The organism is Streptomyces sp. Y1, from assembly GCF_041053115.1.
Lineage (GTDB): Bacteria > Actinomycetota > Actinomycetes > Streptomycetales > Streptomycetaceae > Kitasatospora > Kitasatospora rubellomurina.
Window position 1 is genome coordinate 4,011,557 of sequence record NZ_CP163445.1, and the last position, 22,542, is coordinate 4,034,098.

Below are 22,542 nucleotides of genomic sequence, written 5' to 3' on the forward strand. Positions count from 1 at the left end.
CCGGTCTCGCCGGCGCCGCCGACCTGTCGCGAATTCCCTTGGGGGAAAAGCCTTTCGCGCGCATCCGCTCCGCGGACGAATCTCCCGCTCCCGTGCCGAATCCCCAGATGGAGACATCGGCCGACACCTCCAAAGAGACATTCGGAAGCAGTCCCTGGGGGCATCAAAGCGCTCGGGCCGCTGGGCTAGCCTCGAAGCCACGTCCCTCCCTGGCGGCCCGCTCGACACCCTCCTCCGTACCGCCCGCCGGCGACGGCGCGGTGCCATCCCTCACCGGGTGCCGCGCCTCCAGCAAGAGACCGAGGTCTGTGATGCACTTCAGCTACGACCCGCTGACCAAGGAACTTCGTTGGCGTCTCCTGGTCCTGATGGACCAGCACCTGTTCCCGGCCGAGGCCGAGTTCGCCGGCCGGGGCGGGTCGGGCGCCGAGCCGTGGGCCCGGCCGGACGGTCTCGGCAAGCTCCGGGAGCTGGCCCGCGAGCGCGGGCTGTGGAACCTCTTCCTCCCGCACCCGGCCTTCGGCCCGGGGCTGACCAACCTCCAGTACGCCCCGCTGGCGGAGATCTCCGGCCGCAGCCCCTTCGTGGCGCCCGACGCGATCAACGGCGCCGCCCCGGACACCGGGGTGATGAACGTGCTGGCCGAGTTCGGCACCCGCGCCCAGCAGGACCGCTGGCTGCGCCCCCTGCTCGCCGGCGACCTCCGGTCCGCCGTCTGCCTGCCCGCCCCCGGCGCCGTCGACCCGGGCGACCTGCGGATCGAGCCCCGGGGCAGCGGCTACGTGCTCGACGGCCACGGCGGCCTGTTCATGGCGGCCGCGGTGCCGGAGTGCGCCCTCCTGCTGGTCATGGCGCGCTCGGCCGGACGGTCGGCGGGCGACCGGTCGCCGGGCGCCCAGCGGTCGATCGCCCTGGTGCCGGTCGGCAGCCCGGGCGTCTCCCTCGGCTCCGGCCCCTGGAGCTCCGGCTACGACGACGGCGTGTACGGCGGCCGGACCACCGTCCGCTTCACCGGGGTGCGGCTGCCGGCCCACAGCATCGTCGGCGGCGAGGGCGACGGCGCGGTGATCGCGCACAGCCTGCTCGACCCGAACCGCCTGCACCACTGCATGCGCCTGATCGGGATGGCCGAACGCGGGCTCGACCTGATGTCCGGGGCGGCCGGGACGGCCGAGACCCGCGGGTGGGCCCGCCAGGCCCGGCTGCGGATCGAGCAGGCCCGGCTGCTGGCCCTGCGGACGGCCTGGCTGATGGACACCGAGGGCGGCCCGGCCGCCTGGGGCGGCATCGAGGACGTCAAGGCCGTCGTCCCGGGGATGACCGAGTGGGTGCTCGACCGGGCGATCCGGGCGCGCGGCGACGAGGAGTCGCCGGACGGGTTCCCGCTGGCGCGGCTGCGGGAGCACGCCCGCGTGCTCAAGTCAGCTGGCTGAGCCGGGAGTTCGGGGCCGGTCGCGGGGCGCGGCCGGCCTTCGCGCGTCCCCGTCCCCGGCCGCGCCCGAGGACGGCGCCGGTCAGCCCCGCCCGGCGATGTGGTGCGAGCCGATCAGCGAGGCGGCGACCGCCTTGTTGACGGCGTCGATCCGGGAGACCGCGCCCAGCTTGGTGAAGATGTTCCGCATGTGCCGCTTGACGGTGCCCTCGGTGATGCTCAGCCGGACGGCGATCTGACGGTTGCTCAGCGCGGCGGCCACCTGGGTCAGCACCTCCAACTCGCGGGCCGACAGCAGCTTTCCGTCGTCGCCGGAGGCCGCGAGGCTGTGCGAGGAGACCGAGATGGTCACCGTGCGGCGGTTGGCCTGCCGCAGGTTGCGGATCGCCGAGGCCAGCGACTCCCGGGTCACGCTCTTGTGCAGGTAGCCCCGGATGCCGAGCGCCAGCAACTCCTGGACGAGGTGCGGGTCGTCGTACATGCTGAGCACCACGACGTTGACCGCCGGATCCTGCTGCAGCAGGTCGCGGACGGTGTTCTGCGGGCGGTGGTTCGGCATCTCGATGTCGAGCAGCACCACGTGCGGGTGGTGCGCCGCGGCCAGCCGGACCGCGGACGGGCCGTCCTCGGCCCGGGCCACGACCTCGAAGTCGGGCTCGTTGTCCAGCATTTCGCAGAGCGCGTCGCGCAGGACGAGGTGGTCGTCGGCCACCAGGATGCGGATCCGGTCACTGTCCATGCGTCGTCGCGCCCTCTCGGATGGGTACCCAGCATCTCACCGTCGTGCCCTTCCCGGGCGCGGAGGAGAACGCGACGGTGCCGTCCAGGAGGGCCACCCGCTCCCTGATCCCGGTCAGGCCGTTGATGGTCTTGGGGCCGGGCCGCGCGCTCAGGTCGAAGCCGCGGCCGTTGTCGCCCACGAGTGCGTGGATCTCGTGCGGCGTGATGTCCACGTGGACCACGATCCGGGTGGCCCGCGCATGGGTGAACGAGTTGCGCAGGCACTCGCGGAGCAGCACGTACAGTTCGTCGAGCGTCTCCGAAGGGGCCCAGTTCTCGGAGCCGTTCACGTGGATCTGCGCCGTGGTCTCGGCGATGTCCATGGACTCGACGAAGTTGCGCAGGGCGGTCCTCAGCGGGGCGTCCCGGGCGTTGCGGCGCAGCCCGCTGACCATGTCGCGCGCCATCAGCAGCGAGTCGTGGACGGCCTGCCGGGTGGCCGCCAGGCGGGCGGCGACGCTCTCGTCGACCTCGCCCAACGCCATTTCGAACAGGTCGAGCTGACGCAGGGCCAGGCTCAGGCTGTTGCCCATCTGGTCGTGGATGTCCCGGGCGAGGCCGAGGTAGCCGCGCCGGTTGACCTCGTTGACGGCGTTCAGGAGGAAGGAGTCGTACGCGGCGGAGCCGACCTGGAGCCGCGTCCCGATCTCGCGCTGCACGGTGCCGATGGCCCGTTCCAGCAGGCGCACCGCGCCGGGCTCGTCGGTGAGTTCGCGCACCAGGACGTCCATGATGACCTCGAACAGGACGACCCCGGCCTCGGCCGAGTCGGAGATGCGCCGGCCCTGCTGCACGCGGTCGGCGGCGAGGTCCATCATCGAGGACAGCAGGGGGGCGGGTGACGGCGCGCTGCCCGCGCGCAGGCTTTCCACGCCGGCCGCCAGAATCCGCTGGGCCTGGAGCCGGCAGCCGTCCCAGACGTCCTCGTCGGCCGCGATGGGATTGTGCCGCTGCCGGAGCCCGGCCCGGTACCGGGTGAGGATCTCCTCCTCGCTCGCCGCGATCCGCGCCGCGGCCGCCGCCGCATCTCCCCCCGCCATGGTCACCGAACTCCCCCAAGTAGTGATGGCGCTTCAGGCGCAACCCACGGCGGAGAGTATCAACTACCCCCACGGACAGGAAGACACAAGCTTCGATCGTATCGGGCGGGCAATCCCGGGGGAAATTGCCGGCCCCGGCGAATTCAGGCCGGTATTCGATAGCCGGACGGCCGCGCTGCCGAATGCTAGTCCGTCTCATTTCGACGGGCCGGGCGGACGGGACCGCTCTCCCGGCCGGCGGCCGGTGGCGTGACGGGGGAGCGGAGCGCGCGTCCTCCGCTCGCGCGCTCCGCTCCCGGCCCGGTGGTCGGCTGCTCGGTGGTCAGCGCACCCCGGCGACCACGATGCCGAGCAGCGCCAGGTGGGCGGCGTACTGGGTGACCATGAAGGCCTGGTACGGCAGCCGGCTGCGGCCGCGCCGCTCGTCGGAGCGGGTGGTGAGGGAGAAGTGGGCGACCGCGAGGCCCCCGGCCAGGACGACCACGGCCGGCAGGGTGAGCACCGGCGCCAGGGTGCGGGCCGCCGCCAGGAACCCGACGCCGACCAGGACGGGATTGACCGCGCAGACCGTCCGGGCCAGCCGCTCGCCCCGGACGACCACGAAGGTGCGGCGGCCGGCGGCCTGGTCGCCCCGGACGTCCGACAGGTCCTTGACCAGGGCCCCGACCAGGCCCATCCACAGCGACATCGCGACGGCGAACACCACGACCGGCACCGCGCCGCGGTGCCCGCCGGCGGCCGCGCAGCCCGCCGCGTAGGTGAGCCCGCCGAGCAGCAGGACCGTCGCCACCGTGCTGTGGCTGTGCCGCGTCATGCGGAACGGCGGCGCCGAGTAGGCGAACCCGCAGAACAGGTAGGCCAGCAGCAGGCCGAGCACCGGCGGCGAGTCCAGGCTGAACAGGACGGCCAGGCCCGCGCACAGCCAGGCCGCCCGCAGCGCCGTCCCGGGCGTGAGCGCGCCCCGGGCGACCGGGCGGCCGGAGCCGTTCAAGCGGTCCTCGGCCACGTCCATGGCGCCGTTGAGCACATAGGCGAAAAGCGTTCCGAAGGCCCAGGCGACACCGTCCGAGAGCAGGTGCCCGGTTTTGATCCGGGAATTCCCGGTGGCCAGGAGGAAGGCTGTCGCGAAACGTATCGAGAACATGATCTGCACGGATATCCGGGCCTCTTCGAGACAGAGGGCCGCAGTGCGCAGAACATTCGCCCCGATGACACTTGTGGAAGGTATTTTTCCCGCAGTTGCCGTTGGACTCCCCATGGCGAAGAATGCTAGCCAGCCGGTGCCGGGTGAACATCCCTAGTGGGAGGCAGGTGACTGCCTCTTTGGAAACACCGCGACGTGCCCTCCGAGAGGCATCCCGCCCCGCCCCGCCCCCACCTTCGGCCGTACTGACCTGCACCGATCGGCCGCCCCCGGCTCGGCGGGTCGGCGGCCGAGGTCCGGGCCGCGCGCCGGGACCAGGGAGTGGAGCTCCCGGCGGGAGGACATCTCCAGCTTCTGCAGCACGCTGCTCACGTAGTTCTTGACGGTCTGTCGGGCCAGGCACAGCTCGCCCGCGATCTCGTCGTTGGAGTACCGGCGCAGCAGCAGCCCGAGCACCTCCTGCTCCCGGCCGGTCATGGCCCGCAGCAGCGCGCCGTCCACCGGGTCGGCCCCGGTCGGAGCCGGCCGGTCCTGCTCCCCGACGAACCACACCGGCCGGCCCTCGGCCAGTCCGCGCACGGCGGAGACCAGCTGTTCCGGCTCCGCCGAGCGGTGCACGAAGCCGTCCGCCGCGCCGCCGAGGCACTCCACGACGACCGAGGGGTCGGTGCTCCCCGAGTAGACCAGGACCCGGGGCGGGCTCGCCGACGCCTTGAGCCGGCGGCCGAGGAGCAGGCCCTCGCCGGGGGCCAGCAGGTCCGCGTCGGTGACCACCAGGTCGGGTCCGAGGGCGCGGCACAGCTCCCAGGCCTGCGCGCCGCCGCGGGCCGTCTCGACCGTCCGGGCGGCGCCGGTGTCCAGCAGCAGGGCCGCCACCGCGTCGCGGAGCAGCGGCCACGGGTCGACGACCACGGCGCGCCGGGCTGAACGGATCGCCACGCTCCGGTCGGTACGTTCGTCGGTACGTTCCATGAATTGCCCGATCCTCTCGAATCGCGGGTCGTCCGGCCCGGCTTTCGGGCCGGCGGACAACGAGCGGGAACCGGATTCCGGCGGCCCTTCACCGCAATGACCGGTGGGGCGGCCGACGTTAGTCAGCGGCCCGAGGTTCGGACAAATACCGGACGGGGTGCGGCTATGCGCACCGTCGATGGATGGCGCCCGAACGGGCCCGCGGTCATTCCTCGGAGGCACCCGGCCGGATCCGCCGCCACACGGGAGTGTCTCCTTCGAGGCAGCGGCCGGGACACCTTGGAGGACAGGGGCTTCAGTGCGCACCGGACGCCCGCCTAGGGTCGGCCGGGACGCCGGAACCGGCCGGCGCCGACCGGGACGACGGGCTGGGACCACCACAGGGGAAATCAGGGGGCCATCATGAACGAGTCGGTGTCATCCTCCGGCGCTCGTCCCGACGCGCCGGAGCGGCGGGACGTCGCGATCCGGCACCTGCGGGCCTTCCTCGCGGTCGCCGACACCCTGAACTTCACGCAGGCCGCCGAGTTGACCGGAACCACCCAGCCGAGCCTGACCCGGACCATCCGCCGGCTGGAGGAGGCGCTCGGCACCCGCCTGCTCCACCGGACCACCCGAACCGTCGCGCTCAGCCCGGCCGGTGACCGGCTGCGCGCCGAACTCCTCCACCTGTTGCCCCGGTTGGAGGACGCCCTGGCCGCCCGCCCGGCCGAGACCCGGCTGCGGCTGGGCTTCACCTGGATGCTGCCGGACGGCTGGATGCAGGACGCGCTCTCCTCCTTCGAGGAGCAGACCGGGGCCGGGGTCGAACTCGTGCGCCGGGACGAGCCGTTCGCGGGCGTCGACCGCGGCGTGGTCGACCTCGCGCTGCTGCGCGGCGACGCCCCCGCGAGCGGGATGCACACCGTCCTGCTCTGCACCGAGGCCCAGGTGGCCGCCGCCGCGCGCGGGACGGCGCTGGCCCGGCAGCAGTCGGTGCGCTGGATCGAACTCGCCGACCACCCGCTGGTGCGGAACGTGGTCAGCGGGACGGTCCGCCCCGAGCTCTGGCCCGCCGCCCGCCGCCCGCGCACCGCCGTCGCCTGCGGCAACTTCGACGAATGGCTGGAGGCGGTGGCGGCCGGCCGCGGCGTCGGCATCGTCCCCGAGTCGGCGGCCCGGCGCGGCCTGCACCCGAGCGTGCGCTTCCTGCGGATCCCGGACGCGCCGTCCGTCCCCATGCTGCTGGCCTACCCGACGCAGGGCGCGCACCCGCTGGCCGCCCGCTTCGCGGCCCTGGTCCAGGACTCGTTCGCGGCGACGGTCACCCGTACCGTCACCCGCCCGGTCGCCGGCCCGGCCACCCGTACCGTCGCCGACGCCGCGCGGCTCCACCCCCGGCCCGGCGCCCTGCCGGTCCGCTGAACCGGGACCGCCGCGGGCGCGCAGCCGGGCGCCGGGGACGGGCCTACGATGAGGCGATGGACACCCGCACGCAGCTCGCAGATGCCTCCCATGCGCATCAGCCCGCAGACGGCGAGCGGCTGGACGCCGCCGCCTCGATCCTGGCGCTGCTCGCGGACCGGACCAGGCTGGCCCTGATGGAGCGGCTCGGCCGGGGCGAGGCGGACGTGACCACACTGGTCGAGGCGACCGGCGCGGCCCGGCCCTCGGTCAGCCAGCACCTGGCCAAGCTGCGCCTGGCCGGGCTGGTCGCCACCCGCAAGGACGGCCGCCGGGTCGTGTACTCGCTGCGCCACGGCCACCTGCGCCGCCTCGTCGACGAGGCGCTGAACGTCGCCGACCACCAGGTCGGCTCGCTCCCGCCGCACGACTGACCGCTCCGGCGGGGCCGTCCGAACTGCCGCGGAGCCGTCTCGCAAATATGTGCATCCATGCGCACTCATTGATTACGATGGACGGGCAACGCCACTCCGATCCGGGGAGCGCGCCCATGCTGACCGTGCTGCGCAACCGCACCTACCGCCGCCTCCTCACCGCCCAGGTCGTCGCCCTGGTCGGCACCGGCCTCGCGACGGTGGCCCTGGCCCTGCTCGCGTACGACATCGCCGGAGCGAACGCGAGCGTCGTCCTGGGCACCGCCCTCGCGATCAAGATGGTCGCGTACGTGGCCGTCGCCCCGATCGCGGGCGCGCTCGCCGGGCGGATCTCCCGGCGGGCGCTGCTGGTGGCGACGGACCTCACCCGGGCCGGCGTCGCGCTCGCGCTCCCGTTCGTGGACCAGGTCTGGCAGATCTACCTGATGGTCCTCCTGCTGCAGGCCGCCTCCGCGGCGTTCACCCCGACCTTCCAGGCGACCATCCCGCACGTGCTGCCCGCCGAGCGCGACTACACCAACGCGCTGTCCATGTCCCGGCTCGCCTACGACCTGGAGTCCCTGTTCAGCCCCGCCCTCGCGGCCGTGCTGCTCACGCTGGTCTCCTACAACTGGCTGTTCGCCGGCACGAGCCTCGGCTTCCTCGCCTCCGCCGCCCTGGTGCTCTCCGCCGTCCTGCCCAAGGCCCCGGCCGCCGAACGCGCCGGCGGGGTCTACGCGAAGGCGCTGTCCGGCACCCGGATGTTCTGGGCCACCCCGCGGCTGCGGGCGCTGCTGGCGCTGGACCTCGCGGTCGCCGCCGCCGGGGCGATCGTCTTCGTCAACACCGTCGTGGTGGTCCGCGAGCACTTCCAGCGGCCCGCCGGAGCCGTCTCCCTCGCCCTCGGCGCGTACGGCGCCGGGTCCATGCTGACCGCACTGCTGCTGCCCCGGCTGCTCGCCCGGGTCAGCGACCGGGCCGTGATGCTGCCCGCCGCCCTCGCCCTGCCCGCCGTCCTCGGCGCCACCGCGGTGATCACCGCCGCGCCGCCCGGGACGGCGGCCTGGCTCGCGCTGCTGGCCGCCTGGGCGCTGATCGGCGCCGCGAGCTCCGCCGTCCTCACCCCCGGCGGGCGGGTGGTGCGCCGCTCCGCCGCGGACGCCGAACTGCCCGCCGCGTTCGCCGCCCAGTTCTCCCTCTCGCACGCGTGCTGGCTGCTCACCTACCCCCTGGCCGGCTGGCTCGCCGCGGGTGCCGGCCTGCCCGTCACCGCCCTCGTCCTCGGGGCCGTCGCCCTCACCGCGGCGCTCGGCGCCGTCCGGCTCTGGCCCCGGCGCGACCCCGACGCCCTCGACCACGTCCACACCGACCTGCCGGCCGACCACCCCCATCTCGCCGGGGCCCGCCCCGCCCCGGCCGGCGCCTGGAGCCACGGCCACCGCTATGTGATCGACCGGAACCACCGAAGCCGGCCCCGCCACGCCTGACGCCTGACGGCCCCGCCCACGGGACGGGGCCCCCTACCCGCAGCGTCGCAGCGTTGCGGCCGGGTCAGCGGCGGGCGGCGATGTCCTCGAGGGCGGGGACGAGCTCGGCGGGGGAGGGGAGCGCGGTGTTGGTCGCCCGGACGTCCTCGGCGGCGGCCCGTACGGCCGGGTCGTTGAGGAGCCGGTCGAGGACCGCGGCGTCGACCTCGGCGGAGCTGGAGCGCAGCCCGATGCCGGCCTCGACGAGGGCGTCGGCGACCATGAAGTTGTCGGCGCCCTGGGGGAGGACGAGCTGGGGCAGCCCGGCGTCCAGCGTGGTGAGGGTGGTGCCCGCGCCGCCGTGGTGGACCACGGCGTCGGAGTGCCGCACGAGCGCGGCGAGCGGGATCCACGGCACCGGGCGGACGTTGGCGGGCAGGGCGCCGAGCGCGGTGAGGTCGGCGTCGCCGACCGCGAGCAGGAACTCGGCGTCGACCTGGTCGGCGGCCTCGATCAGCCGGGAGACGCCGCCGACGCCGTTGATGCCGACGACCACCGAGCCGAGGGTGACCAGGACGCGCCGCCGCTCGGCCGGGCGCAGGAACTCGGCGGGGATCGACCCGGTGCCGTTGTACGGGATGTAGCGGGCGCGCAGCCCCTCCGGGTCGCCGCCGAGCGGGCCGAGGTTGAGCACGGTGGACTCGACGGGGCCGGCCACGCCGTGCTGCTCGTAGAGGTCGGCGAGCTTGGGGAGGAAGCGGGCGTTGGTGTCGCGCCCGGACGGGATGCCGTAGTTCTGCATCACCAGCGGGATCTTGAGCTTGGCCGCCACCAGCGGGGCGACGGCCTGGAAGGCGGCGTGCACCAGGAGGTCGGCGCCCCAGTCGGCGGCGGTGGCGAGCAGCCCGTCGAAGGAGGGACGGGCGGCGTGCGCGAAGGCGCCGGCGGCCATGTCCATCCGTTCGTCGTGGGTCATGGCGTCGCTGCCGTAGGTCATCGGCTGCCCGCCGCGGAAGTCGACGAACAGCTCGCGCATGTCCCGGCCGTCGCCGATCTCGACGGTCGGGAAGCCGGAGGTCAGCAGCGGGTCCATCGGGCGCTGCCCGGCGAACAGGACGTCGTGGCCGGCGGCGCGGAGCGCCTGGGCGAAGGGCACCAACGGGAACAGGTGGCCGGGCGAGGCCGGGCCGGTGAAGAGGATGCGCATGGTGGTGTTCTCCCTGCCGCGCCGGGGCGCGGGCTGCGTGGAGTGGTCAGGTCGTCGGATCGTCAGTGATCAGGGCAGTCTCACTTTCGAAAGTGATGCCAGGTCAATTCGATTCCGATCGGGATGGACGTGAATCGGCCATTCTGCGACGGTACTTGTCACCGGCAGTGGGCTCTGCTCCGCGGCCGGAGGTGAGGGGACGGTGTGGGGTGGAACTGCCTGTTCGCCCCCGCCGTCCAAGCAGTGACGGAATCCCTGCCCGGAGCGAACTCCGGGAGGAGACGGAGGGCCCTGTGCAGTCAGGTGGTGCCGAGCTGAACCTCGGGTTCCCGGGCGGTTGTTGCGGAAACGGGGCCGGCGGCGCGCCCGGCGGAGCGCTCGGGGGGGCGACGGGCCGGGCGTCCTGCGGCGCGTCGCCCGGGGCGGTGCCGGCGCCCTCCGGCGAGCCCTCGCCGGTGGCGGTGGTGACGGCCCAACTGGCCGCCGCCGAGCGGTGCGAGGCCTTGCTGGAGGACACCCTGGACGCCATCGAGCCCGCACCGGCCTGGCGGTCGAGCGCGCCCGTGGCGGGCGTGCGGCTGCCGCGGCCCGGGCGCGAGTCGGGGGCGTGCTGGTACGTCGGCCGCGGACGGGACCTGCTCACCGTGGTCTCGCTGCACCGGCGGGCGGAGCTGGTGGGCGTGGTGGAGCGGTACTGGCGGCGGCGCGGCTGGACGGTCACCTGGCGCAGCGCCGACCAGGACGCTCCCGGGGTCGCCGCGGCCACCCGGGACGGCTACCAACTGGCGTTCCGCTTCGGCGAGGTGGGGCAGGCGCGGTTGGCGGCCGGATCGGCGGGCGCGGCCTGCGCGGAGCGCGGCCCCGCGGTGCTGCCGGAGGCGCGCTGCTCGTACTGGAGCTCACTGGGCTGATCGGAGCGCCGGGCCGAACGGGCCCGCGCGGCGGTGAACCGGGGGAGGCGTGGAACGGACCCCCCGGTCCCGTTCCACGCCGCCTCGATGCGCGGCTTCGGCGCTGCCGCTCCCCCCGACCCCCCGGCAGCTGCGCCGATCCCCCCTGGCTTTTCACCCTCCGGCGAGAGTCGTCCGCACAGGCCTCGGCGAGCCCCTACCCCCCAGGGCGTCGTTGGTATCACGCTAACAAACCGCGTGGTTGGTTTGTCAATAGTGATGTCCACGAAACTTCCACAACTGGGAAGCCCCGCCCCGGCCGCCCCACCCGGGCGTCGGAGCAGGTGGGTGCGGGTGTCCCGGGCCCGGCCCGGATCGGCCGCGGCTCCCGCCCCCGTGTCCGCGTCCCGCCCGCGCCGCCACGGAATCCGACACTCCGAGCATCATCGCAGCACGCAGTGACACCGCGCGAGTGCTTAACGCGAGCGACCGCCCCCGGCGGGCGTGACCTTCGGCTCACCGCACCGGCCGGCGCTCCTTGGCCACCGCCACCGCGCCCGCCCGGGTGTCCACGCCCAACTGGTCGTAGATCCGCCCCAGGTGCGTCTTCACCGTGGCCTCGCTGATGAACAGCGCCCGCGCTGGCCCAGGCCCCGAACCTGAAGGACATCCCGGGCACGCTGTTCCTGGCCGGCGGCGCCCCGGTGCAGTCGAAGGGCGCCCCGGTCGCGGGCATCGGCGTCGCGGGCGCGCCGAGCGGCGACCTGGACGAGCAGTTCGCGCAGGCCGGCGTCGCCGCCCTGGCCAAGTGACGTACGGCCGGCCCGCTCCCCGTCCCCGGGGCGGGCCGGCCGGCGCCCGGTGGCGGACCGTCCGGCCCGCGGCCGCCGGACCCACTCGTTCGGGTGAACGCCGGAAGGGTCGCCGCAGAACAGCGGGTGACCCTTCGAAAAGCCGCTCCCGCTGTCAGTGCCGCGTGGCAGGCTTCCCGGTATGACGGCGTGGACCCTCAACGACATCGAACGTGCGATCCGCTCCTCCTGGGGCGTCGACACCTGTGCGCCCGAGGACCTGGCCCACTGGCGTCCCGACAATCCCGCCCGCGGCCAGTGCGGCGTGACGGCCATGGTCGTGCACGACCTGCTCGGCGGCGAGCTGATGATGGGCGAGGTGCACGTCGGTGGGGTCCGGACGGACCTCCACTGGTGGAACCGCTTCGCCACCGGCGTCGAGATCGACCTCACCCGCGAGCAGTTCGGGCCGGACGAGCTGGTCGGCCCCGGCCGTCCGGTCGCCCGCCCGGCCCGCCCCGGCCGGCTCCAGGCCCAGTACGAGCTGCTGCGCCACCGGGTGGTCACCGAGCTGGAGCGCGGCGCCGCCGCCGACCGCTCCTGGGCCCAGGCCCGCGCCTGCGCCTGACCTCACCTCGGGCCCGGTGCCCGCGTCCGACGCCCGGGCCGCCGACCGCACCTGACGTACAGTCGTCCACCAACGGACGGCTGCGGCGACCGTCCGGGCCGCGGGGCCCGGCCGGCCGCGAGGACGGGAGGGTGCGCGGATGACCGGGACGACGATCGGATTCGTGGGGCTGGGCGCGATGGGGCGCGGCATGGCCGGCAGCCTGCTGCGGGCCGGCCACGCCGTCCGGGTGTGGAACCGCTCGCCCGAGCCGGTGGCCGCCCTGGTGGCCGAGGGCGCCGAGCCGGCCGGGTCGCTCGCCGAGGTGTTCGCCGCCGACACGGTCGTCTCCATGCTCGCCGACGACACGGCGGTCGAGCGGCTGCTGCTCGACCCGGCCCTGCTGGCCGGCGCCCGGGCGAGCCTGCACGTCAACATGGCCACCGTCTCGCTCGCCCTCGCCGAGCGCGCCGAGGAGCTGCACGCCGAGCACGGCATCGGCTACGTCGCCGCGCCCGTCCTGGGCCGGCCCCCGGTCGCGGCCGCCGGGCAGCTGAACATCCTGGCCGCCGGCGACGGCGCCCTGCTGGCCCGCGCCGAGCCGCTGTTCGCGGCGATGGGGCAGCGCACCTGGCACTTCGGCGACCGGCCGAGCCAGGCCAACACCACCAAGATCAGCGTCAACTTCCTGCTGGCCTGCGCGATCGAGTCGATGGCCGAGGCGTGCGCCCTGGCGGAGGCCAACGGTGTCCGGCCGACCGACCTGATCGACCTGCTCACCGGCACCCTTTTCCCCGGGCCGGTGTACTCCGGCTACGGCGCGATGGTCGCCGAACGGCGCTACGAGCCGGCCGGGTTCCGGCTGCCGCTCGGCCTCAAGGACGTCGGCCTCGCCCTCGACGCGGGGGCCGCCGCCACCGTCCCGCTGCCGTTCGGCAGCGTGCTGCGCGACGCCTTCCTGGACGCGCTGGCGCACGGCGACGGGGAGAAGGACTGGGCCGCCGTCGCATCCGTCGCCCGCCGCCGGGCCGGGCTGCCCGAGTAACGGCCCCGGACAGCGGCCCCGCGTGGGGCGCAGGCGCGGAATAACCGGCGCGCGGCGGGTGCTCGCACCTCCGTTCGTCTCAGCACACCCGGGGGAAGCACGATGACCGACCAGCCGCACGCCACCGAACCCGCCCGCTCCTTCCTGTTCCTGGAGGCGAGCTCGCGCGGCGAGGGCAACACCGTGCAGCTCGCCCGGCTGGCCGCCGGGGCGAGCCTGCCCGCCGGGGCCGAGCAGCGCTGGCTGCGGCTGGAGGACCACCCGCTGCCGCCCTACCGGGACCTGCGGCACGCGGACGCCGAGCAGCCCGAGCCCGCCGGCCACCTGCGGACGCTGCTGGACGCCACCCTGGCCGCCACCGACCTGGTGTTCGTCGCGCCGCTGTACTGGTACACGCTGCCGACCAGCGCGAAGCTCTACCTCGACCACTGGACGGGCTGGCTGAAGGCCCCCGGGGTGGACTTCCGCGCCCGGATGAACGGGCGCACCCTGTGGGGCGTCACCGTCCTGGCCGACGGGCCGGAGAAGGCCGAGCCGATGATCGGCACCCTCCGGCTGACCGCCGACTACATGGGGATGCGCTGGGGCGGCGTGCTGCTCGGCAACGGCAGCCGCCCGGGGGACGTGCTGCGCGACGAGCGGGCCCTGATCGAGGCCAAGTCGTTCTTCGCGGGCTGAGCGACCGGGCTGAGCGACCGGGCCGCGCGACCGGGTCGATCGGGCGGACCGATCACTTCCGGCCACCGCCGGCCGTGCGGTACCGTCCTCCGGACGTGTACCCGTCACGTCCGGTGACATTCCGGTGAAGGGCAAAAGCCTTACGGAAGGACGGAGTTGGACGTATCGGGCACCCCTGCTCCCGGAGCGTGCCTCCACCGGCCCCCCGGCTTCCGAAGTGGCCGGATCGTTGGGTAATCTCCGTCGCACTTCAAGCTTCGCGGGGGGCGCAGCGCCCGTGGCCACCCTCCCGCGCCCGGGCCTCGCCCGGAATACTCCGTGAGGTCTCCTTGTCCATACGTCGCAGTCTCGCCCTGGCCGGCGCCTCCGTGCTCGCCTCCTCGCTCGTACTGGCCGGCGCCCAGGGCGCCATGGCGGTCGGCGCCACCAGCAGCCCGACCACCGCCGCGCCCCAGCCCGACAAGGCGTCGAACGCGAAGCTGGACCTCTCCGTGGACGGCGTTCCCGGCAGCTTCATCGCCGGTGGCGGCGGCCGCATGTTCACCTACGAGGCGCAGAACAACACCAAGCACGACTTCGTGCTCCTCCCGCTGCTGAAGTTCAAGAGCCGGGCGGGCGAGCTCCTGCCGAAGGACATCAAGGTCCAGTACCAGCTGCCCGACGAGGACTGGCGCACCGCGGTCGTCGCCCCCGACCAGAGCGGGGTGAAGAAGGACTCCGTCCTCATCCTGCTCGGCGCCCTCGGCACCGACGGCAACCCCGTCGCCGACGACCTGCTGGCCGTGAACAGCGGCCGGACCCTGAAGATCGACGTCAAGGTCTCCTTCGGCGACGACGCCCCGCTCGGCAAGGCCGGCGTCGTCCCGGTCGCCTACTCGGCCCAGCTCGCCGACGACACCCACCTGCCCGTCGACACCGGCCACCTGAGCTGCGAGGGCGGCTCGCGGTTCGTGATCAAGGCCGAGGGCGGCGGCAAGCCGACCCCGACCCCCACCCGCACCGGCAAGCCCACCCCGACCCCGACCACGACCGGCACGCCGACCCAGACCCCGACCGCCACCGCGACGCCGACCCCGACCGCGACCGCGACGGCCACGCCGACCCAGACCCCGACCCAGACCCCGACCGCCACCGCGACGCCGACCACCTCGGCCACGCCCACCACCCCGGCGACCACCCCGGCCCCGGTCACCAGCACCAGCGGCGACGCCGGCGGCCCGATCGACTTCCCGGTCGAGACCCCGGTGATCACCCCGCCGAAGCTGCCGGCCGACGCCGTCGCCAAGGCCAAGACCAAGGCCGACAACAGGGACAAGGCCCTGGCCCAGACCGGTGGCGGAGACCACACCACCGCGATCGCCGCGACCGGCGCCGCCGTCCTGGTCGCCGGTGCCGGCACCCTCGTGGTGCTGCGCCGCCGCAAGGCCGGCCAGCAGGCCTGATCCCGGAGCCCCTCGGCAAGCCCGCCGCACCGGCCGTGAACGCACGGTCCGCCCGCCCGCCCGTCCTCCGGGACGGGTGAGGCGGGCGGCACGGACCGTATTCCTCGGTCACATAGGATGTCCGGCCGGAGGGGGGCGGAACCGGCGGGGAGAGGTACAGGTGCGGGGAGCACGCACGCAACGGGCTACCACCGACTACGAGGCGGCGACCGGTCGCATCGCCGGACTGCCGCTCCGCAGACACCACGTGCTGCTGGTCGCGTGGACGGTGCTCTGGTTCTTCCTGGTCGAGCCCAGCGGCGGGTTCTCCTGGCACTACCTGCGCCAGGGCGAGCAGCTGCTCTTCTCCGGCCAGCCGGACGGCGGCCTCGCGCTCTACGCCCACCACCCGGAGCTGCAGATCGGCCCGGTGAGCCTGGCCGCGGCCCGCCTCACCGCCCCGTTCTCGCCGCACACCGGCCAGCTGCTGGCCGAGGCGGCCAGCGCCGCGCTCGGCCTGGTGATGCTGGTGCTGATCGGCCGCACCGCCGCCCTGTACTACCTGGGCACCGGCACCAACCACCGCCGGCTGCAGCAGCGCCTGCTGATAGCGGGGCTGGCGTTCATCCCGATGTGGGTCGAGGTCTCGGTCCGCTTCGCGCACCTGGACGACGTCCTGGCGCTGTTCTTCACCACCCTCGCCGCGCACGCCCTGGCCCGCGGCAAGCCCGTCCAGGTCGCGCTGTTCCTCGCCCTGGCGGTGGACTCCAAGCCCTGGGCGATCGCCTTCGCCCCGCTGATGCTCGCGCTGCCCCGGCGCACCTGGCTGCGCGCCGGGTTCTGGTTCTGCGTGCTGGTGGCGGTGGCCTGGCTGCCGTTCTACCTGGGCGACCTGGACACCATGGCGGCCGCCAAGTTCACCATCCCCAACCAGCCCGCCTCCGCGCTGCGCTGGTTCGGGGTGACCGACCCGGCCACCCCCTGGTGGGACCGCCCGACCCAGTTCGCGCTCGGCATCGGCCTGGGCTGCGTCGCCGTGTGGCGCGGCCGCTGGCCGGCCGTGGTGCTGCTCGGCGCGGACGCCCGCATCCTGCTCGACCCGAGCGTCTACACGTACTACACGGCCTCGATCCTGCTCGGCACGCTGCTCTGGGACGCGGTCGGGCAGAAGCGGCTCGTCCCGTGGTGGAGCTGGATCGCGCTGGCCGCGCTGTACGGTGGCACGCTGTTCCTGCCCTCCGACGCGGCCCGCGGCTTCGTCCGGCTCGCCTTCGTCGTGGTCTCCGCCGGCTACGTGCTGTTCTGGCCCACCCAGCGCACCCGCGGCCCGCGGCGCCCGCGGCGGGCGGACGGCACCGGGACGCGCCGGGGCGCCCGGCGGCGCGAGCGCGAGCTGGTGGGAGTGGGCGCCTGACGGCCTCCGCGGGAAGCGGCTTGACCCTCACGCGACGTGAGAGCGGAGAGTCGTGGTCAGCACCAGGGAGGAGTCGAGGGATGGACGAGGACGGCTACTCGGTCGGCGCCGTGGCGAAGATCGCCAAGGTGACCGTCCGCACCCTGCACCACTACGACGAGATCGGGCTGCTGTCCCCCGCGGGCCGCACCCGGGCCGGCTACCGCCGGTACGTGGACGCCGATCTCGACCGGCTGCAACAGGTCCTCTTCTACCGCGAACTCGGCTTCCCGCTGGAGGAGATCGCGGCGATCCTGGACGACGGATCGGTCAGCCCGACCGAGCACCTGCGCCGGCAGCACGAGCTGCTGACCGGCCGGATCCGGCACCTCCAGGACCTCGCCGCAGCCGTCGAACACGCCATGGAGGCACGCAGGATGGGCATTCAGCTGACCCCGGAGGAGAAGTTCGAGATCTTCGGCGAGGGCTACCGGGAGGAGTGGGAGCAGGAGGCCGAGCAGCGCTGGGGCGACACCGAGGCCTGGGCCGAGTCGCAGCGCCGCACCGGCGGCTACACCAAGGCCGACTGGCAGCGGATCCAGGCCGAGACGACCGCGCTCAACACCCGCCTGGCCGAGGCCCTGGCGGCCGGCGAGCCGGCCGACGGCACGGTCGCCACCGACCTCGCCGAGGAACACCGGCAGCACATCTGCCGGAACTTCTACGACTGCACGTACACCATCCACCGCGGCCTGGCCGGCCTGTACGTCTCGGACCCGCGGTGGACCACGTCCTACGAGGACATCGCCCCCGGCCTGGCGCAGTGGCTGCACGACGCCATGGTCGCCAACGCCGACCGGCGCGAGAAGGCGTGAGCGGCGCTCACGCCACCCCGCGCCCGAAGGAGCGCCGGTAGGCGGTCGGGGAGGTGCGCATCACCCGGCCGAAGTGGTGGCGGAACGTCGCGGCGCTCTCGAAGCCGACCGCCGCGGCGATCTCCTCCACCGTCCCGTCCGGGGCTTCCAGCAGCGGCAGGCTGGCCGCGATGCGCTGGGTGACCACCCAGCGCATCGGGCTGGTGCCGTTGCGGGCGGTGAAGTGCCGCAGGTACGAACGGTCCGACATGCGGGCGGCGCGGGCCAGCTGCGAGATGGTCAGCGGGGACGCCAGGTGGTCCAGCGCCCACTGCATGCTGCGGGCGACCCCGTCGTCCTCCGGCTCGACGGCGGGCACGGCCGCCTCGATGAACTGGGCCTGCCCGCCGTCCCGGTGCGGCGGCACCACGAACCGCCGGGCCACCGTGTTGGCCACCTTGGCGCCGTGGTCCCGCCGCACCAGGTGCAGGCACAGGTCGATCCCGGCGGCGCTGCCCGCGCTGGTCAGCACGTCGCCGTTGTCCACGTACAGCACGTCCGGGTTGACCCGCACCTTCGGGTGGCGCTGCTGGAGCAGGTCGGCGTACCGCCAGTGGGTGGTCGCGTCCTTGCCGTCCAGCAGCCCGGCGGCGGCCAGCGCGAAGGCGCCCGAGCAGATCGAGACGATCCGGGCGCCGCGCTCGTGCGCCGTCCGCAGTGCCGCGACCAGCCCGGGGGAGACCTCGCCGCCGAAGGCGTTGGGCACCCCGGGGACCACCACGGTGTCGGCCGCCGCGAGTTCGTCCAGCCCGTGCCGGGCGGTCAGCGCGAAGCCGCCCACCGCGTCCAGCGCCGTCCCGGGCCGGTCGGCGCACACCTTCAGCCCGTACCAGGGCGCCGCCAGCAGCCCGCTCAGCTCGGGCCGGGCCAGCCCGAACACCTCGACCACCACGCCGAGTTCGAACGGGGCCATGCCGTCGAAGGCGTACACCGCCACGTCGTGCACCGGCTCCGGCCGGCGCCCGATCCGCACGGCCACCGGTCGCGGCCCGGCGGCGCGGCCCCCGTCGACCGCTCCGGCGGTCGGTGCCTCGATCTGCTCGGCCATGCGAACCCCCTGGTCACGGTGCCGGATTGCCGGTGAGTGTAGCCGCCCGGGCCGCCCCGGAACTTCTCCCGAATCCCCCTGCAACCTCCGCGCCCCCCGCACGTCCATTGGTACGGGGGCGGAGGGAGCTCGGCGGAGCGCAGCTGCGAGCATCCCTCCGATCGCGATCTTGATCAGGTGACTGACGGTCCGGCGCCAGCCGTCACCGTCCCGGGGGAAAGCAGAAGCGCACATGTCCATGGCCATGGGGCCGATCGCCGCGCCAACGGGGTGGCGCGGCATCTCCGTCCGCGGAGTCCGCGGAGTTCGCAGCGCCCGCAGCGTCCGCGGCGCGGTCGCCGCGCTGTTCGGCGCGCAGGAGGCCGGCGAGCCGACCGTCGCCGTCGCCGCCGACCACGCCGCCGACCACGCCACCGAGCAGCAGGCGGCGCAGCGCCGCTCCGGCTTCCGGCTGCTGCGCGGCGGGCGCAAGCCCGTGGAGGACCGGCCCACCCTGACCGACCTGTACCACGCCCACCGGCTCGGCCTGGTCCGGATGGCCGTGCTGCTGGTCGACCACCAGGACCTCGCCGAGGACGTCGTGCAGGAGGCCTTCACCCAGCTCTACCAGCGCCACGGCGAGCAGCTGGACGACCTCGACAACGCGCTCGGCTACCTGCGGACCTCGGTGGTCAACGGCGCCCGCTCGATGCTGCGCCGCCGCAAGACCGCCCGCGAGTACGTGCCCCCGCACGAGGCCGACGCTCCCTCCGCCGAGGACCACGCGGTGCTCAACGACGAGCACCGGCGGGTGCTCGTCGCCCTGCAGGAGTTGACCCCCCGCCAGCGCGAGGTGCTGGTGCTGCGCTACTGGTCCGACCTGTCGGAGGCGCAGATGGCCGAGACCCTGGGCCTGTCCCGGGGTGCCGTGAAGTCCACCGCCAGCAGGGCCCTGGACGCCCTGGAGAAGCACCTGGAGAAGGTTCGATGACCGACAAGTCCGCTCCCCGGACGGGCGGTGACGACGGTTCGGCCGAGACCCCGACCGAACGGCTGCTGCGCGAGGCGATGAACGCCAGAACGTCCCTGATCACCGCCCACGACCTGCGCCCGGCCGCACCCCCGAGGAGCCGGATCCGCCGGCTGCGCCCGGTGTACGCCGTCACCGTGCCGCTGCTCGGCCTGGCCGCCGCCGCGGCGATCGGCGTGGTCACCCTGCACGGCAGCCCGGTCGCCGACCGCGAGACCCCGCCGCCCCCGGCCGCCACCCTGACGGCCTCGCCCAGCCCGACCGCCACGCCCACGGCCACCCCGACCCCGACCGCCACCGAAACGCCGACCGCCACCGAGACCCCGGCCGGGGAGCCCGAGACCGACACCCCGTCTGCCGACGTCACCCCGACCTCACCGGCGAAGTCGTACACCTTCCGGGGCGTCAAGCTGCGCGTCCCGGCCGGCTGGCGGGTCGCTCCCGCCGACCCGGCGAGCTTCCACGTCTGCATCCTGAGCCCCGGGGCTCCGCAGGGCGCCACCGCCGCCGACTGCCAGCCGTACGGGGTGGACCTGGCGGTCTTCGACACGGAGTCGCAGACCTGGCCGACGGTGAGCGACCTCGATTCGGACGGCGGCTGGGCCCACCAGGGCTTCTGCCCGGTCTGGGGCGACCCGCACACACCCGTCGCGGGTGAGGTCACCACCGCCGCCCCGACGAAGACCACGCCCACCGTCTCCGGCCGCCCGGCCCGCAAGTCGACGTGGCAGTCGGCCTGCGGCAAGTCGCCCTTCAAGGCACAGATCTGGGCCCTGCCGGAGGACCAGGTGTTCGTCTCGGCGATCGGCCTCAAGGCCGACTACCAGGACGACCTGCAGTCGATCGTCGACAGCCTGGACGTCAGCGGCCACGCCGCGCCGACGATCGTCAACGCCACCGTCTCCGTGTCGGGCATCAAGTCCGGCCAGCAGCTGCTGAACGACGGGTCGTCGACGGCGGAGTTCTCGGTCACCTTCAAGAACAACGGCACCAAGAGGCTGACCGGGTCGAAGGCCGTGGTCCACGGCACCAACTACCCGGGCGCACCGGCGGGGAAGCCGGTGAACGGCGTGCTGGCGTACCACCTCCCGGACAACTTCCTCTGGAGGCCGCTGGACCCCAACCGCATCGACACCCTCTCGGACCCGACGACCGGCGTACCGGTCGATCTGGACCCGGGCCAGAGCGTCACGGTGAGCTACCAGTTGAGGCTGGCGCCGCAGGACGGCCCGGGCCCCATGCCGTTGACCGTGGGCCTGTCCGTGCCCGGCAACCTCCCCGGCCCCGACCTCACCGTCATCAACCTCTCGGTCGTCTCCAAGTAGCACGCACGAAGGCCCGGCCCCCCGTGCGGGGAGCCGGGCCTTCGGCACGCGGAGGGTCAGGCCAGCGAGGCCATCCACGCCTCGACCTCGTCGGAGCGGCGCGGCAGCCCGGCCGAGAGGTTCTCGTTGCCGTCCGCCGTCACCAGGATGTCGTCCTCGATCCGGACGCCGATGCCGCGGTACTCCTTCGGCACGGTCAGGTCGTCCTGCTGGAAGTACAGGCCGGGCTCGACGGTGAGCACCATGCCGGGCACCAGCAGCGCGTCGACGTGCTCCTCGCGGCGCGAGTGGGCGCAGTCGTGGACGTCCAGGCCGAGCATGTGGCCGGTGCCGTGCAGGGTCCAGCGGCGCTGCAGGCCGAGCTCCAGGACCTTCTCGACGTCGTACGCCGAGGCGTCCAGCAGGCCCCAGGCGAGCAGCCGCTCGGCCAGCACGCGCTGCGAGGCCTCGTGGAAGTCGCGGAAGCGGGCGCCCGGCTTCACGGCGGCGATGCCGGCTTCCTGGGCGTCGTACACCGCGTCGTAGATCTTGCGCTGCAGCTCGTTGAAGCGGCCGTCGATCGGCAGGGTGCGGGTGACGTCGGCGGTGTAGAGGGTGTGGGTCTCCACGCCGGCGTCCAGCAGCAGCAGCTCGCCGGGGCGGACGTCGCCGTCGTTGCGGACCCAGTGCAGGGTGGTGGCGTGCGGGCCGGCCGCGGCGATGGTGCCGTAGCCGACGTCGTTGCCCTCGACGCGGGCGCGGCGCCAGAAGGTGCCCTCGATCCAGCGCTCGGAGGTGGCGACGGCCTGGCCGAGCTCGCGCACGACGTCGGTGAAGCCCTTGACGGTGGCGTCGCAGGCGGCGCGCAGCTCGCCGATCTCCCACGCGTCCTTGACCAGGCGCAGGCCGCTCAGGAACTCCTTGAGCTCGGCGTCCTTGTCGGCGTCCAGCACCCCGGCCAGCGCGGCCTCCAGGCCGGCGTCGTAGCCGCGGACGATCCGGGTCGGCACGGCGGAGTCCTGGGCCTTCGCGGCCAGCTCCTCGGCGGCCTTACGGACGTCGCGGGCGGCCAGGCCGAGCAGCTGCTCCTGCTCGGTCAGGCTGTGCCGGCGGCCGACCCACAGCTCGCCGTAGCCGTCGAGCCAGAACTCGCCGTTCTCGCGGTTCGAGCGGGGCAGCAGGTAGAGGGTGAACGCGTGGCCGGCGTCGCCGGTCGGCTCGGCGACGAGCACCGCGTCCTCGGTCTGGTCACCGGTGAGGTGCACGTACTCGCTGGCGGCGCGGAAGCTGTAGTCGGTGTCGTTCGCGCGCACCCGCAGGTTGCCGGCCGGGACGACCAGGCGCTCGCCGGGGTAGGCGGCGGACAGCGCGGCGCGGCGCTCGGCGGCGTACGGGGCCTGCGCGACCGGGGCGAGGCCGTGCAGCTCGGTGTCGGCCCAGCCGGACGCCATCGAGGCGGACAGCGCGTCGGAGATCTCGCCGTAGAGCCCGTTCTTGCGGCCCTTGAACTCCTGCGGCTCCTCGCCGCCCTCGGCCTCGGGGTTCTCGGCCACCGCGGGGGTGCGGTCCTCGGTCACGTGCAACGCCTCCTTGGGGGTGGTACCG

19 protein-coding genes and 3 pseudogenes are annotated in these 22,542 nt (G+C 74.2%); 14 read left to right on the plus strand and 8 right to left on the minus strand.

From position 1 onward, the window contains the following. Positions 1 to 311: 311 nt before the first annotated feature. A complete protein-coding gene (locus tag AB2U05_RS17015) occupies positions 312 to 1,433 on the plus strand; it encodes an acyl-CoA dehydrogenase family protein (protein ID WP_045692633.1) in 1,122 nt (373 codons plus the stop codon). Between the two features lie 81 nt (positions 1,434 to 1,514). On the opposite strand, the gene AB2U05_RS17020 is transcribed toward AB2U05_RS17015, so the two are convergent. The 4 genes from AB2U05_RS17020 to AB2U05_RS17035 form a co-directional block, all read right to left on the minus strand. Further along, positions 1,515 to 2,171 carry a response regulator transcription factor gene (locus tag AB2U05_RS17020; RefSeq protein ID WP_045692632.1) on the minus strand — a complete coding sequence of 219 codons (657 nt, stop codon included), beginning with the start codon at positions 2,169 to 2,171 and terminating at the stop codon, positions 1,515 to 1,517. Then, positions 2,161 to 3,252 (minus strand): sensor histidine kinase, encoded by a 1,092-nt coding sequence (locus tag AB2U05_RS17025; RefSeq protein ID WP_045692631.1) that lies wholly within the window; start codon positions 3,250 to 3,252, stop codon positions 2,161 to 2,163. The genes AB2U05_RS17020 and AB2U05_RS17025 overlap by 11 nt, the downstream gene beginning before the upstream one ends. Before the next feature lie 322 nt (positions 3,253 to 3,574). Further along, positions 3,575 to 4,396, minus strand: a complete 822-nt coding sequence (locus tag AB2U05_RS17030; RefSeq protein ID WP_369183627.1) for a UbiA family prenyltransferase — start codon at positions 4,394 to 4,396, stop codon at positions 3,575 to 3,577. Positions 4,397 to 4,549: 153 nt separating this feature from the next. Next, positions 4,550 to 5,335, minus strand: coding sequence for a response regulator (locus tag AB2U05_RS17035; protein ID WP_369183628.1), 786 nt, complete (start codon positions 5,333 to 5,335; stop codon positions 4,550 to 4,552). A 435-nt stretch (positions 5,336 to 5,770) separates the two neighbouring features. Between AB2U05_RS17035 and AB2U05_RS17040 the strand changes: the two genes are divergently transcribed. From AB2U05_RS17040 to AB2U05_RS17050, 3 genes are all read left to right on the plus strand, one after another. Beyond that, a complete protein-coding gene (locus AB2U05_RS17040) occupies positions 5,771 to 6,772 on the plus strand; it encodes a LysR family transcriptional regulator (protein WP_063889727.1) in 1,002 nt (333 codons plus the stop codon). Between the two features lie 56 nt (positions 6,773 to 6,828). Continuing rightward, complete coding sequence (locus AB2U05_RS17045; protein WP_045692629.1) at positions 6,829 to 7,185, plus strand: metalloregulator ArsR/SmtB family transcription factor; 357 nt, start codon at positions 6,829 to 6,831, stop codon at positions 7,183 to 7,185. Positions 7,186 to 7,301: 116 nt separating this feature from the next. Continuing rightward, positions 7,302 to 8,651, plus strand: coding sequence for an MFS transporter (locus AB2U05_RS17050; RefSeq protein ID WP_369183629.1), 1,350 nt, complete (start codon positions 7,302 to 7,304; stop codon positions 8,649 to 8,651). A 64-nt stretch (positions 8,652 to 8,715) separates the two neighbouring features. Here the strand turns inward: AB2U05_RS17050 and AB2U05_RS17055 are convergent, their stop codons facing one another. Continuing rightward, entirely contained in the window at positions 8,716 to 9,837 is a 1,122-nt protein-coding gene (locus AB2U05_RS17055; protein WP_045692627.1) for a glycosyltransferase, read from the minus strand. 425 nt (positions 9,838 to 10,262) lie between these two features. Here AB2U05_RS17055 and AB2U05_RS17060 point away from each other — a divergent pair, with 425 nt between their 5' ends. Then, positions 10,263 to 10,748: a hypothetical protein gene (locus AB2U05_RS17060; RefSeq protein WP_157881988.1), complete on the plus strand. Its 486-nt coding sequence runs from the start codon at positions 10,263 to 10,265 to the stop codon at positions 10,746 to 10,748. Positions 10,749 to 11,243: 495 nt separating this feature from the next. Here AB2U05_RS17060 and AB2U05_RS17065 read toward each other — a convergent pair. Then, a pseudogene (locus tag AB2U05_RS17065) lies at positions 11,244 to 11,369 on the minus strand (LuxR C-terminal-related transcriptional regulator); the annotation flags it as partial. 5 nt (positions 11,370 to 11,374) lie between these two features. On the opposite strand from AB2U05_RS17065, the pseudogene AB2U05_RS17070 reads away from it, so the two are divergent. From AB2U05_RS17070 to AB2U05_RS17100, 7 genes and pseudogenes are all read left to right on the plus strand, one after another. Beyond that, positions 11,375 to 11,539, plus strand: a pseudogene (locus tag AB2U05_RS17070) (heme-binding protein); the annotation flags it as partial. Positions 11,540 to 11,720: 181 nt separating this feature from the next. Beyond that, positions 11,721 to 12,146: a hypothetical protein gene (locus AB2U05_RS17075; RefSeq protein WP_045692626.1), complete on the plus strand. Its 426-nt coding sequence runs from the start codon at positions 11,721 to 11,723 to the stop codon at positions 12,144 to 12,146. 121 nt (positions 12,147 to 12,267) lie between these two features. Then, positions 12,268 to 13,170: pseudogene (locus AB2U05_RS17080) on the plus strand (NAD(P)-dependent oxidoreductase); the annotation flags it as partial. A 102-nt stretch (positions 13,171 to 13,272) separates the two neighbouring features. Next, complete coding sequence (locus AB2U05_RS17085; protein ID WP_369183630.1) at positions 13,273 to 13,848, plus strand: flavodoxin family protein; 576 nt, start codon at positions 13,273 to 13,275, stop codon at positions 13,846 to 13,848. A 329-nt stretch (positions 13,849 to 14,177) separates the two neighbouring features. After that, positions 14,178 to 15,290, plus strand: coding sequence for an LPXTG cell wall anchor domain-containing protein (locus AB2U05_RS17090; protein ID WP_369183631.1), 1,113 nt, complete (start codon positions 14,178 to 14,180; stop codon positions 15,288 to 15,290). Positions 15,291 to 15,516: 226 nt separating this feature from the next. After that, positions 15,517 to 16,683, plus strand: a complete 1,167-nt coding sequence (locus AB2U05_RS17095) for a hypothetical protein (protein WP_369185962.1) — start codon at positions 15,517 to 15,519, stop codon at positions 16,681 to 16,683. A gap of 80 nt (positions 16,684 to 16,763) precedes the next feature. Beyond that, positions 16,764 to 17,537 carry a MerR family transcriptional regulator gene (locus AB2U05_RS17100; RefSeq protein ID WP_045692622.1) on the plus strand — a complete coding sequence of 258 codons (774 nt, stop codon included), beginning with the start codon at positions 16,764 to 16,766 and terminating at the stop codon, positions 17,535 to 17,537. Between the two features lie 7 nt (positions 17,538 to 17,544). Here the strand turns inward: AB2U05_RS17100 and AB2U05_RS17105 are convergent, their stop codons facing one another. Beyond that, a complete protein-coding gene (locus tag AB2U05_RS17105) occupies positions 17,545 to 18,624 on the minus strand; it encodes a helix-turn-helix domain-containing protein (RefSeq protein WP_078859591.1) in 1,080 nt (359 codons plus the stop codon). A 232-nt stretch (positions 18,625 to 18,856) separates the two neighbouring features. On the opposite strand from AB2U05_RS17105, the gene AB2U05_RS17110 reads away from it, so the two are divergent. Together AB2U05_RS17110 and AB2U05_RS17115 are read left to right on the plus strand one after the other, a co-directional pair. Further along, the gene (locus AB2U05_RS17110; RefSeq protein WP_369183632.1) at positions 18,857 to 19,594 is read left to right on the plus strand and encodes an RNA polymerase sigma factor; all 738 of its coding nucleotides are present in this window, start codon (positions 18,857 to 18,859) and stop codon (positions 19,592 to 19,594) included. Continuing rightward, positions 19,591 to 20,958, plus strand: coding sequence for a hypothetical protein (locus tag AB2U05_RS17115; RefSeq protein ID WP_369183633.1), 1,368 nt, complete (start codon positions 19,591 to 19,593; stop codon positions 20,956 to 20,958). Before AB2U05_RS17110 ends, AB2U05_RS17115 begins: the two co-directional genes overlap by 4 nt. Before the next feature lie 56 nt (positions 20,959 to 21,014). On the opposite strand, the gene AB2U05_RS17120 is transcribed toward AB2U05_RS17115, so the two are convergent. Beyond that, the gene (locus AB2U05_RS17120; RefSeq protein ID WP_369185963.1) at positions 21,015 to 22,490 is read right to left on the minus strand and encodes an aminopeptidase P family protein; all 1,476 of its coding nucleotides are present in this window, start codon (positions 22,488 to 22,490) and stop codon (positions 21,015 to 21,017) included. Positions 22,491 to 22,542 lie beyond the last annotated feature (52 nt).

Coding starts and splice junctions, on each gene's coding strand:
- AB2U05_RS17015 (WP_045692633.1), top strand. CDS start 312: ATGCACTTCAGCTACGACCCGCTGACCAAGGAACTTCGTTGGCGTCTC.
- AB2U05_RS17020 (WP_045692632.1), bottom strand. CDS start 2,171: ATGGACAGTGACCGGATCCGCATCCTGGTGGCCGACGACCACCTCGTC.
- AB2U05_RS17025 (WP_045692631.1), bottom strand. CDS start 3,252: ATGGCGGGGGGAGATGCGGCGGCGGCCGCGGCGCGGATCGCGGCGAGC.
- AB2U05_RS17030 (WP_369183627.1), bottom strand. CDS start 4,396: ATGTTCTCGATACGTTTCGCGACAGCCTTCCTCCTGGCCACCGGGAAT.
- AB2U05_RS17040 (WP_063889727.1), top strand. CDS start 5,771: ATGAACGAGTCGGTGTCATCCTCCGGCGCTCGTCCCGACGCGCCGGAG.
- AB2U05_RS17045 (WP_045692629.1), top strand. CDS start 6,829: ATGGACACCCGCACGCAGCTCGCAGATGCCTCCCATGCGCATCAGCCC.
- AB2U05_RS17050 (WP_369183629.1), top strand. CDS start 7,302: ATGCTGACCGTGCTGCGCAACCGCACCTACCGCCGCCTCCTCACCGCC.
- AB2U05_RS17055 (WP_045692627.1), bottom strand. CDS start 9,837: ATGCGCATCCTCTTCACCGGCCCGGCCTCGCCCGGCCACCTGTTCCCG.
- AB2U05_RS17075 (WP_045692626.1), top strand. CDS start 11,721: ATGACGGCGTGGACCCTCAACGACATCGAACGTGCGATCCGCTCCTCC.
- AB2U05_RS17085 (WP_369183630.1), top strand. CDS start 13,273: ATGACCGACCAGCCGCACGCCACCGAACCCGCCCGCTCCTTCCTGTTC.
- AB2U05_RS17100 (WP_045692622.1), top strand. CDS start 16,764: ATGGACGAGGACGGCTACTCGGTCGGCGCCGTGGCGAAGATCGCCAAG.
- AB2U05_RS17105 (WP_078859591.1), bottom strand. CDS start 18,624: ATGGCCGAGCAGATCGAGGCACCGACCGCCGGAGCGGTCGACGGGGGC.
- AB2U05_RS17110 (WP_369183632.1), top strand. CDS start 18,857: ATGTCCATGGCCATGGGGCCGATCGCCGCGCCAACGGGGTGGCGCGGC.
- AB2U05_RS17115 (WP_369183633.1), top strand. CDS start 19,591: ATGACCGACAAGTCCGCTCCCCGGACGGGCGGTGACGACGGTTCGGCC.